The organism is Salinisphaera sp. RV14 (genome assembly GCF_052044135.1).
GTDB lineage: Bacteria > Pseudomonadota > Gammaproteobacteria > Nevskiales > Salinisphaeraceae > Salinisphaera.
In genome coordinates this window covers 20,052-30,031 of the sequence record NZ_JBQDYF010000029.1, presented here as the reverse complement: position 1 = coordinate 30,031, position 9,980 = coordinate 20,052, and the positions used below count along the sequence as shown (strand labels likewise).

General features: G+C 60.4%; 10 protein-coding genes and 1 pseudogene. 1 reads left to right on the top strand and 10 read right to left on the bottom strand.

All coding sequences use genetic code 11. From position 1 onward, the window contains the following. Nucleotides 1–43 precede the first annotated feature (43 nt). From ACS8Y6_RS17630 to ACS8Y6_RS17615, 4 genes and pseudogenes are all read right to left on the bottom strand, one after another. Nucleotides 44–322, bottom strand: coding sequence for a response regulator transcription factor (locus ACS8Y6_RS17630; RefSeq protein WP_440851601.1), 279 nt, complete (start codon nt 320–322; stop codon nt 44–46). A 378-nt stretch (nt 323–700) separates the two neighbouring features. Then, nucleotides 701–889: pseudogene (locus tag ACS8Y6_RS17625) on the bottom strand (Rrf2 family transcriptional regulator); the annotation flags it as partial. Nucleotides 890–1,246: 357 nt separating this feature from the next. Continuing rightward, on the bottom strand, nt 1,247–1,561 hold the full coding sequence (locus ACS8Y6_RS17620; RefSeq protein WP_440856176.1) for an NIPSNAP family protein: 315 nt from the start codon (nt 1,559–1,561) through the stop codon (nt 1,247–1,249). A gap of 71 nt (nt 1,562–1,632) precedes the next feature. Beyond that, on the bottom strand, nt 1,633–2,223 hold the full coding sequence (locus ACS8Y6_RS17615) for a LysE family translocator (RefSeq protein ID WP_440851603.1): 591 nt from the start codon (nt 2,221–2,223) through the stop codon (nt 1,633–1,635). Between the two features lie 117 nt (nt 2,224–2,340). On the opposite strand from ACS8Y6_RS17615, the gene ACS8Y6_RS17610 reads away from it, so the two are divergent. Continuing rightward, complete coding sequence (locus ACS8Y6_RS17610; RefSeq protein WP_440856175.1) at nt 2,341–3,198, top strand: LysR family transcriptional regulator; 858 nt, start codon at nt 2,341–2,343, stop codon at nt 3,196–3,198. Nucleotides 3,199–3,366: 168 nt separating this feature from the next. Here ACS8Y6_RS17610 and ACS8Y6_RS17605 read toward each other — a convergent pair whose 3' ends face one another. The 6 genes from ACS8Y6_RS17605 to ACS8Y6_RS17580 form a co-directional block, all read right to left on the bottom strand. Beyond that, a complete protein-coding gene (locus ACS8Y6_RS17605) occupies nt 3,367–3,627 on the bottom strand; it encodes a hypothetical protein (RefSeq protein WP_440856177.1) in 261 nt (86 codons plus the stop codon). Beyond that, a complete protein-coding gene (locus tag ACS8Y6_RS17600; protein ID WP_440856174.1) occupies nt 3,609–4,613 on the bottom strand; it encodes a mechanosensitive ion channel family protein in 1,005 nt (334 codons plus the stop codon). Before ACS8Y6_RS17600 ends, ACS8Y6_RS17605 begins: the two co-directional genes overlap by 19 nt. 570 nt (nt 4,614–5,183) lie before the next feature. Further along, a complete protein-coding gene (gene arfA / locus ACS8Y6_RS17595) occupies nt 5,184–6,713 on the bottom strand; it encodes an arabinosylfuranosidase ArfA (protein ID WP_440851606.1) in 1,530 nt (509 codons plus the stop codon). 53 nt (nt 6,714–6,766) lie between these two features. Beyond that, nucleotides 6,767–7,594 (bottom strand): carbohydrate ABC transporter permease, encoded by an 828-nt coding sequence (locus ACS8Y6_RS17590; protein ID WP_440851607.1) that lies wholly within the window; start codon nt 7,592–7,594, stop codon nt 6,767–6,769. After that, a complete protein-coding gene (locus ACS8Y6_RS17585) occupies nt 7,591–8,421 on the bottom strand; it encodes a carbohydrate ABC transporter permease (protein ID WP_440851609.1) in 831 nt (276 codons plus the stop codon). The genes ACS8Y6_RS17590 and ACS8Y6_RS17585 overlap by 4 nt, the downstream gene beginning before the upstream one ends. Nucleotides 8,422–8,573: 152 nt before the next feature. Continuing rightward, entirely contained in the window at nt 8,574–9,866 is a 1,293-nt protein-coding gene (locus tag ACS8Y6_RS17580; RefSeq protein WP_440851608.1) for an extracellular solute-binding protein, read from the bottom strand. Between the last annotated feature and the right edge of the window lie 114 nt (nt 9,867–9,980).

Here is a 9,980-nt window from a genome sequence, read left to right as displayed (position 1 = left end):
ATCAATACCGTATTTACACGGCATACAGACCCTTCGTTTTCCGCTAATCCCCGGACTCGTGGTGCCGCACCGCGGTAACCAGCGTCACCAATTCAGCCGAGGTTCTGGCGCCCATTTTGCGCTTGAGGGAAGCCCGGTAATCCTCGATTGTGCGCGGACTGAGCTCCAGATAATGGGCGATTTCCTTGTTCAGGAAGCCACGGAGCAGCAGATCAAGCACCTGCTGCTCGCGGGGTGAAAGCGAATCGAACGCCTCGATCAGTTCCTCTTGACTACGCGCGGCACCTCGGCGTAGTCCATTGTGTGCGCGTTTGTCTGCCATCTCTTTGCAATACCAAGCCGTTCCGCCTCGTGCACACCCTATGGTGGGATAACAATACAAGTTCTGGTTTCATCCAAGGTGCTCCGGCAATTAACACGCTTCGAATTCGTACCGTTAAGTCTGATTCCACTGGACTGAACGTCAGTGCGAAAAATGCTCTCGGCAGAGTACGACCATGGAAAAGAATAGCCCCGAAAAAAGTTCGAGACGCGGCATCCGCAACCCAGCTGAATCACGGATATTGCCGCCACAGCGACACAAGGCGATTTCAAACATTCGATAATCGGTCACCTTGCCCGAGAGACCAACACCGTATTTATACGGTACGTCGAGCCAGGGTGACCGTCGCTTTTAGCGCGTCTGCTCTCAGGCGTTACACCAACCGCCGCGGCGCCCCTTCTCGGCATCAACATGGCCGACCTTCCGCAGACCGGCCATCGTACGCCGCACCACGACCGCGTTTTTGCCCGACAGAGAGCCGATCTGCACCGACGTCATCGACTCGGTCGCACGCGCCATATGCGACAGAAAGTGCAGCATTCGGGACAAACGGCTATCGGTGCGCATCGCGTCGCTCGCGTTCACTATTAATCCGGCACCAAAACAGCTGACTTCATCAGCTGTTTTCAACGCCTTCAAAAATAAAAGCCGGCGCCTGCCCGCCTTTTATTTTCAAAGGTTTCGCGACCAATGGCCGTGGCGAGCCTGCGGCCGCATACTCGCGATATTAACCCGAAAAATCATCTGCTTTTGTGCCGGTGCTTTTGTGCCGGCTTGATAAATCGGGCGGAACCCGAGACAGGATAAGCGGAAGGCGAGCAAGCCGGGCCGTTGCCGACCGGACCGGGCTTCGTATCGCGCTGCCGTTCCAAGTAACCGGGTCCACCTCAGGGCTTGCACATCGTCAAACCTGACCCCGAATGCTCACTCATATGCCTGTAACACCGGACGCATGAACGATCGTTCATAACTCAAATAGCACTGTGTCTTTTCGTAGTGGCGCATGGCCTCCTGGCAGTCCGGGTCGTCCGCGGCTTTCTCTCGATAGGCTTCGTAAGCCGCCAACGTCGGAAAGGAAAAAAGTGCGACCGCGATATTGTTCGGGCCTTCGTGAGGCAGGAAGTAGCCGTGATGCGTGCCGCCGAAGCGTTCGACCAGCGGGATCCAGAGCCGGGCGTAATGTTCGAAATCTTCCAGCTTCAGCGGGTCGATCACATAACGTAGATAGCAGGTCACCATGGAATATCCTCGATTGATTGCCAGTTCATTGAGACATCAGCGCCGTGCGACGGCAAAATTATTCGAATAAGCTACTCGAACCACAACGCGACGACGGACGCGGCCAGCAGAACGCCAAGCGCCCTATTGAGGGTTTGCCATTGTCGGTCGCTGTGCAGCAACTGTCCGAGCGCCTTACCGATCACGCACCATGACGTGAGCGATATAATGGCGGCTATGCCGAACGCGGCGCCAAGCTTCACGGCGAGCCCCACGGGGGTGTCTGCTAGCGCACTGAATGTAACGGCGGCGCTCAGTGTCATGGCCCAGCCCTTGGGATTCATCCAGAGCAGCACCGCCCCGCCCGCAAACGAAATGGGCCGGCGCATATTCTTCGAGTCCGGATCGGGCCGGCCAAGCGAGGCGACTTGCCAAGCGAGATACAGGAGATAGCCGGATCCGGCGATTCGCAACACGAGAGCGAGTGCCGGAAAGGCGTGTAAGAGACGGCCGAGTCCCAGCGAACTGGCCGCAGCCAGGCTAGCCAGGCCGGTCGCGATACCGGCAATCAGCGGCAGGCTGCGTCGCAGGCCGTGCTGGGTACCGGATGCCGTAGCCAATGTCGTGGCCCCACCCGGGGTAATGGTCGCCACAAAGACAAAGACCAATAACGACGGCCACATCCTGCGTCCTTGAGTGAGCCCATGAATCAGGTGGATTCTGTAAGATCCGGAAGCACGCGAAAAACGAATGTTTATAATGGGCGCCATTAGGCTTGCTTAAGCCTGGACGATAGACCGATGCCTCAAAATCTCGAGATTCGCCTTCTACGCACCTATGCCGCGGTCGTGCGCTACGGCAGCATGGTCAGGGCAGCCCACGCGCTGTATTTGACGCAGAGTGCCGTCAGCCAGCAGCTCAAACGCCTCGAGACGTTCCTGGGGCACCGTTTGCTGCAGCGTGATAACGACGGTTTAAAACTCACGGCCGATGGCGCCCGATTGCTGCGTCATGCGGAGGCGATGGTCGAACTCAATGATCGTTTTCTAGTCGAGACGACGAGCCGCCAGAAAATCGAACGCGTACGACTGGGCATGCCTTGTGATCTTGGCGGTCGCTACATGCCGGCGATTCTTAAATCCTTATCGACAGCAGATCCGGACATCGAGCTATCGATGCAAAGCGGCACATCGGCCGAGCTTGAGGCCCTGTTGCTTTCCGGCAAAATCGATTTGTCGGTGCTGGAAGCGCCTGGGGATCACGCTGGGGCGACTCAACTGGTCTCGGAGCAGCTGGTCTGGGTCGGCAGCCCCGCGGGCCAGGCCCATGCAAGGCGGCCACTCCCGCTTTCGCTGGTCAGCGAACGATGCGTGTTTCGTGACTCGGTCTTCAGCGTATTGCGGGAACACAATATCTCGTGGGTGCACCGGTTCGAGGATGGCAATCTCGATGCAGCCATGGCCGCTGTAGCGGGTGACTTGGCGATCACCGCGTGCCTTGAGTCGGCCGTGCCATCCCATCTGCAGACGCTCCCGCGTGACTCGGAATTGCCGGCGTTACCGCGATTCTCGATCAGCCTGCATCATGCGCATGGAACAGGCTCTACTGCGATCAATCAGACCACCGATTCCATACGCGGCGCCATACGAGCGGCCTAGACCGTTCGCTTTCAGCCCGCGTCGAATGTTCGCAAGAAGCAGGCGATAGCGGCAGATTTTGTCCATGCGCGCAGGTCAAGGCCTGTCCCTTTTTTCCGAGATCCGGGCGCCAGCACGCCGGGTTGCGTCCTATGGTCCGAGCGAATGCAAAACCGCATATTGCGATACTTAGTACCCTGTCGCATCGTCGCTCGCCGGACCGGCAGACGGGGGCAGGTTACGATGCCAGACATCCAGCTGCGGGAAAGCGACGGTGACATTGTGGGCACGGAAGGCGGCATCGATCGCGCAGTTGATCTCCGAAATCACGATGAAGCGTCGCGTAATGTCGCGGATGAAGCAGCGCAGTTCGAAGTTCAGGGCCGAGTCGCCGAAGGCGAGGAACAACGCCTGCGGCTCGGGCATGCCCTTCAACCCTTCCCTGAGCACTTCGCGATGGGCGTGGGCCACCTCGAGCAGCAGGCGCGCTGCACCAACTGCACATCGCTGCCGTACGCCACGCCGACCGGGCAGCGCAGGCGGCCATAGCGGTCACGCAGATTCCAGTTTTTCACGTGCTGCGTCAGCAATTCGGAATTCGGCACGACCACCGTAATCCGGTCCAGCGTCTCGATCTCGGTGGCGCGGATGCGGATGCGCCGCACGAAGCCCTCGGTTTCGCCGACGGTAATGTAGTTGCCGCTGCGTACCGGTTGTTCAAACAGCAGAATCAGGCCCGAGACGAAGTTGTTGACGATCGTCTGCAATCCGAAGCCGATACCCACCGATAACGCACCGGCGATGAACGCCAGCTTGGTGAGATCGAGCCCGACATAGCTGAGCACCAGGAGCGCGGCGACCACGAACAACGCGTAGCCCGTGAGGGTGGCCACCGACTCACGGGTGTGTGTCTCCATCGGCGTGCGCGCCAGCCAGCGGTTTTCCATCACGCCGGTCAGCCAGCGGATCAGCGTGGCCAGCACCACCAGCAGGATCGCCCCCATGAGCAGCTGCGCCGGCACGAGCTGGATCTTGCCGATGGGAAAGCCTGTCCAGGCCATATGGCGCAGCAGGTCCAGGCTGGCGCGCGACAATCCCCAGAAGTGCAGCACGACCAGCGGCAGCGGCAACCATACCGCCAGATGCAGCAGCGCCGCCAACAGGTCGGCTTCACGAAAACGCTGGTCCGGCTCGACGCGGAGCGTCTGGCGGATACGCCGCTGCCAGGCATGGCGACCGACGTTCAGGCCCGTAGCCAGTCGTTCGATGCCGCGGCTGGCCAGCCAGGCCACGAACACGGCGGCAAGGCTGGCGGCCACCGGCACGATGGGCAGATGCGCCAGCGAGCCCGGGCGGAAATACTGCAACAGCGAGGCCGCCGCGGCCGCGACGGTCAGAATCAGAAGCAGGCCCGTGACCAGCGGTGCGCGACGCATCTAGTGTCCTGTCATGGCGCGTGCCGGCGGCGGTTCAGTGATGTCGCATACCGGTCGACGTTGCCGGCCGCCAGCCTCGCGGCTCGTGATACCGGCCGGGCGAAGGCTCAGATCCCCTGCGACGCTTTCGATCACGGGACCGGGCACCGTCTTGCGCACGACCGCATCGACCGTTGCAGAACAGGCCGGCGAGTCTTTGACGGACGCTGCCGCTGCCCACTGCCCCGGATTGTTGGTCACCGCTGCCACCCCGCTGCGCGTCGGGTCGACGCCTTGCCTCGTTACCGTACGCGCCAGCCCGGCGTTGCGCCGCATCCAGCCGCTCGATCACTCGCCGCCGCAGATGCCGCCACACCACGGCTGATGCCTACCTCACCGATCGTATCACGCGGTATCGCGGTTACCCCTTTTCAACGCAACGCCGCCTGCAACGGGGCCCTGTCCGGACATTCCGGGGACAATCGTCAAAACCGCGGCCGGCCACGAGGGCGCCAACTCAAGCCCCACCACATCGACGGCGCGCCACGCGCACGGCGCGAAAAAGCGCCGAAATCGGACGACGAATGGGCACTATATCCCGATGTGCGATACGTCTCGTGTGCGCACAACGATGACATTCCACGAGGCGGGCTGCAATGTGGCCTGTACGGTCGCCTCGCTCAAACGCACGCCCGCGAGTTGGCGGGGCACGACGCGATCGGGCTCGTCGGCCGTGTTGGTGGCCCTGGTGTCCTGTTCGTGGAGTTCCGTGGCGCTCACCAGTTCTTCAAGGCCGTAGCCGCGTAGCTCGGCGTTCAATTCCAGCGGCTCGCTCTGGTGTCGATTCATGGCCATCAGCGTCACCGTGCCATCCGCGCGGTTGTCGATGGCGGTGGCGTAAAGATAAGGCACCTCGATGCCCGCCTGTGTCGTGTAGCCCGGGCTGGCGGTATGCAACTGCAAGACGCGGCCATGGCCGTGGCGGGCAGCGAGTGCGAATGGCCAGAAGATGGTCTGTCTCCAGGCGGGCCCGCCGGGCTCGGTCATGATCGGCGCGATGACGTTGACGAGTTGCGCCAGGCAGGCAATTTTCACGCGATCGGCATTGTTGATAAGCGTGATCAGGGCGCCACCGACGATCAGCGCGTCCTCGAAATCGTAGACTTCCTCGATCAGGCGCGGCGCGGTCGGCCAGCCCGGCTTGTGCATGCAGGGTTCGCTGTGGGTGCGGTACCACACGTTCCATTCGTCAAACGACAGCATCACGCGTTTGGGCGAGCGCCGCTTGGCGGCCACGGCGTCGCAGATCGATACCACCTCGCGGATGAACATATCCATCAGTTCGATCTCGGCAAAATATTCGCCGAGATCGTCGTGGTCGTTGCGAAAGTAGGTATGCAGGGAAATAAGGTCGACCTGATCGAAGCAGTGGTCGAGCACTTCCTGCTCCCAGTGTCCGAAGGTCTGCATGCCGCGGTTTGACGAGCCACAGGCCGCGAGCTGTACATCCGGGTCGACCCAGCGCATGACCTTGGCGCTTTCCTGGGCCCGGCGGCCGTACTCGGTGGCGGTCAGACTGCCGATCTGCCAGGGCCCATCCATCTCGTTGCCGAGACACCAGTATTTGATGCCGTGCGGCTGGCGATAGCCGTGCTGAATACGCCAATCCGCCAGCGCGGAACCGGGCGCGCCGTTGCAGTATTCGATGAAGCGCCGTGCGTCATCGATGCCGCGCGTGCCCAGGTTGACCCCGAACATGGGCTCGATGCCGGTGACGCCGCACCAGTCGATGAACTCGTTAGTGCCGAATTGATTGCTTTCGGTGGAAAACCACGCCAGATCGCGACGTTTCGGGCGCTCGGCCTGCGGGCCGACGCCGTCCTCCCAGTTGTAGCCGGACAGGAAATTGCCGCCGGGATAGCGCACCAGCGTCACACCCAGCTCTGCTACCAGCGCGAGCACATCGCCGCGGAAGCCGTGGGCATCAGCGGTGGGATGATCCGGCTCGTAGATGCCGGAGTACACGCTGCGCCCCATGTGTTCGACGAAGGAACCGAAAAGCATTCGATCCAGTTCGGAAACGACGAAGTCTCGATCAGCAATCAGTTGAGCGTTCGGCATGTGAAACCCGTGTCGTCAGTTGAATCAGGCGTGTCGTTCGTCCTCGAACGGCCTCATTTGAGCGCGGTGGTCGACATCACGCCCTCGGTGATCCGCTTCTGGAAAAATAGATAGGCGATCACCACGGGCACTGCGGCCAATACGGCGGTGGCCATCTGGTTGGCGTAGGTCACGCCATAGGCCGACTGCACCTGGGTGATGCCCACCGGGATCGTCATCTTGTCGGTCGACGTGATGATCACGAATGGCCAGAAGAAATTGTTCCAGGCCACGATGAACACGATGATCGCGATGGCCCAGGTGATACCCCAGTTGATGGGTAGGTAGATACTGAACAGGATGCGGAATTCACCGGCGCCGTCCAGACGCGCGGCATCGCGAAAATCCTGGGGCACATCGTCGAAAAAGCGCTTGTAGATGATCACTGCGGCCGGGAAGGCGAGCTGCGGCAGAATGATGCCGGCGTAGCTGTTTACCAGGCCGAACCGGTTGAGCAGCATGTAGAGTGGGATGGCGTTGGCCTCGAGCGGGATCATGAAGCCCGCCAGGACCAGCCAGAACAGCATCGTCCGTCCCTTGAAACGGAGCTGCGATAGCGCATAGGCACACATCGCTGACAGCAGCAGGGTCGCCACGGTAATGATCACGCCAGTAATGACGCTGTTGATGTACCAGACCACGATCGGGCTGTTTTCCAGCACGTTGCGAAACGCAGCGAAGGTGATATGCGTCGGAAACCAGGTCGGCGGGCGGGCAATGGTCTGGGATTCGCTGATCAGCGACGTCTTGACCGCCCAGTACAACGGAAACAACCAGAACAGAGCCAGCAGACTCGTGACCACGAACAGGGCGGCGGTTGCCAGATGGCGGCGTATCGTCATGCGTCACCACCCTTGCGGCTGCTCAACAACCGATATTGAATGAAGGACGTGACCAGGATGAGGACAAACACGCTCACCGAAATCGTGGCGGCATAGCCGCCGTTGTGCTGGTTGAACGCCTGGCGGTACATATACTGCAAGAGCACGATGGTCGAGTTGTAGGGCCCGCCGTGGGTCAGCAGATAGACCTGATTGAAAATCTTGAACTGCAAGATCAACTGCAAGGTGAATACCAGTACCGTCACCGGGTACAGCATCGGCCACGTAATCGACGTGAACAGCCGGAAGGGGCCGCAGCCGTCCAAGCGTGCTGCCTCATAGATCTCGTTCGGAATGTTCTGTAGCCCGGAAATGAACAGCACCGTGTTGAAGCCGACCATCCACCAGATCGTAACGAAAGCGACCGTCGGCATGGCCCAGCTGGCGTTGTCCAGCCAGGCAATGTTGGTGCCGAACAGATAGTTCGCCACGCCGAAATTGGGGTCGAGGATCCATGCCCAGATCATCGTGACCACGCTCACCGGGAGGATGTACGGCAGGAAAAAAGCGGCGAGAAAAAACGGCCGCAGTCGGTTCCATCGCAGAACGAGAATAGCGAGCAGCAACCCCACGGCAGTGCTGGGTGCGGCCGTCAGCAGCACAAAGTAAACGGTGTGCCAGACCGAAGCCCAGAACAGCGGATCGAAGATGAGTCGGGTGTAATTATCCAGACCGACGAATGCACCGCCGTTGCCCGTCAGATCGGCGCTCGTGAAGGTCAGCCAGAATACGCGGATGGCGGGATAGATCAGGAATACGCCGTAAACGACCAGAAACGGCGCGATCATCAGCAACGCAGACCGCGCGTTTTTGCGACGGATGGCACGCCGCGACCACGCCTTGGCCCTCACCCCCGACGATTCGGCTCGTTTCGTGCTCGACGATTTCTCGGCCATGATTCCCGACTCCGCGCCTTATCCTGGTCTACGGTTGCGTCCGGCTAGTGCTGGCTGGCGCTCACAAGACTCTTGCGGAAGTGCGCGATGGCGGCCTTGGGCGTCATCTGACCGGCCATCGCCGGCACAAAGAAATTGTCGACCGCGTTGTAAGCCGGGCTGGCGACGCCGAAGACCGGCAGACTGGGCGCGAATACGACGTCCTGGGCCGCCTGTGGCGTGTACTCGTTGTTCGGCACCATCTGCTTGAACTGGGCGCTGTCGAGCACCGGCTTGTAGGCGGGAATATGCCCGCCCGCGGCCCAGATCATCGCGTGTTTTTCAACGTAGTCGATAAACGTGTATACCGCCTTGCGCTTGGCCGTCGACATCGGCTGGCCTTTACGCGCCGGAATGGCCAGGTTGTGCGAGTCCGCCCAAGTGTCTCGATTGGCATACATTTTCGGGAACGCCATGATGCCGTAATCAAAGCCAAGGGTGCCCTTCTTCTTGCCGTCGACCAGCGTGGGCACTTCCCAGTCACCGTTGATCATAAAGGCCGCGCGGCCACTCGTGAACAAAGCCACCATAGCCGGATACGACGTGTGATGACTGGTGTAGCCCCGCTTCGACCAGTTGGCGATAACGCGCAGGCTCTTCAGGCCGGTCGAATCAAGATCCTTCAGATCGAGCTTATGGTTCTTTTCGAGCGTGCCGTGCTGCTGCTTGAACAGCGTGTACCAGGTGCGCCATACCGTGGGAGCATCGTTCGACGCAAAAGCGATCGGCAACGCGTTGGTCCGGGTCTTGATCTTCTTGAGCATCTTGTCGAACTGCTTGATGCCCTGGATCTTGAGCTGCCCCGACTGACCGAGCACGCCGGCCTTGCGCAGCACGTCTTTGTTGTAGTAGAGCACCAGCGTGTGCGTGTCCAGCGGCACCCCGTAGAGCCGACCGGGTTGGCCATATGCCTTGCTATCGGCCAGCGACTTGTCGATCAGGGTTTTCAGGAACTGATCCTTGTGCAGGCCGACCTTGTTCAGTTCTGCGGTGGTGTTCGGGCGTAGATCGCCCTGTTTGATCCCGATCGGAAAATGCGACAGGTGATAACTGACGACATCCGGCGCGTTGCCCGATGCGACGGCGCTGTGCAGCTTGGTGTAGAACGGCGTACCCCACTTGAGCGTGGTCGAGTCAACCTGGATGCCGTTGTGGCTTTTATTGAAATCCTGAACCAGCTGCTTCATGCGAACGCCGTCGCCACCGGTGAAGAAATTCCAATAGCTAATGGTCACCGATGCCGCGAAAACACAAGGCGAGCAAATGAGTAGCGCGATGGCAGCAACGGCATATTTCATCATCGGTTCTCCTCCGCTGCCGCCGAAAAACAGCGGCAAGCGTTCGCGATACAGACCGCACCCGGCCTGACCGTGAATCGGCTAGGCTGGGCGACAGTTGTTTTTATAGGACCG

Coding starts and splice junctions, on each gene's coding strand:
- ACS8Y6_RS17630 (WP_440851601.1), bottom strand. CDS start 322: ATGGCAGACAAACGCGCACACAATGGACTACGCCGAGGTGCCGCGCGT.
- ACS8Y6_RS17620 (WP_440856176.1), bottom strand. CDS start 1,561: ATGGTGACCTGCTATCTACGTTATGTGATCGACCCGCTGAAGCTGGAA.
- ACS8Y6_RS17615 (WP_440851603.1), bottom strand. CDS start 2,223: ATGTGGCCGTCGTTATTGGTCTTTGTCTTTGTGGCGACCATTACCCCG.
- ACS8Y6_RS17610 (WP_440856175.1), top strand. CDS start 2,341: ATGCCTCAAAATCTCGAGATTCGCCTTCTACGCACCTATGCCGCGGTC.
- ACS8Y6_RS17600 (WP_440856174.1), bottom strand. CDS start 4,613: ATGCGTCGCGCACCGCTGGTCACGGGCCTGCTTCTGATTCTGACCGTC.
- arfA (WP_440851606.1), bottom strand. CDS start 6,713: ATGCCGAACGCTCAACTGATTGCTGATCGAGACTTCGTCGTTTCCGAA.
- ACS8Y6_RS17590 (WP_440851607.1), bottom strand. CDS start 7,594: ATGACGATACGCCGCCATCTGGCAACCGCCGCCCTGTTCGTGGTCACG.
- ACS8Y6_RS17585 (WP_440851609.1), bottom strand. CDS start 8,421: ATGATCGCGCCGTTTCTGGTCGTTTACGGCGTATTCCTGATCTATCCC.
- ACS8Y6_RS17580 (WP_440851608.1), bottom strand. CDS start 9,866: ATGAAATATGCCGTTGCTGCCATCGCGCTACTCATTTGCTCGCCTTGT.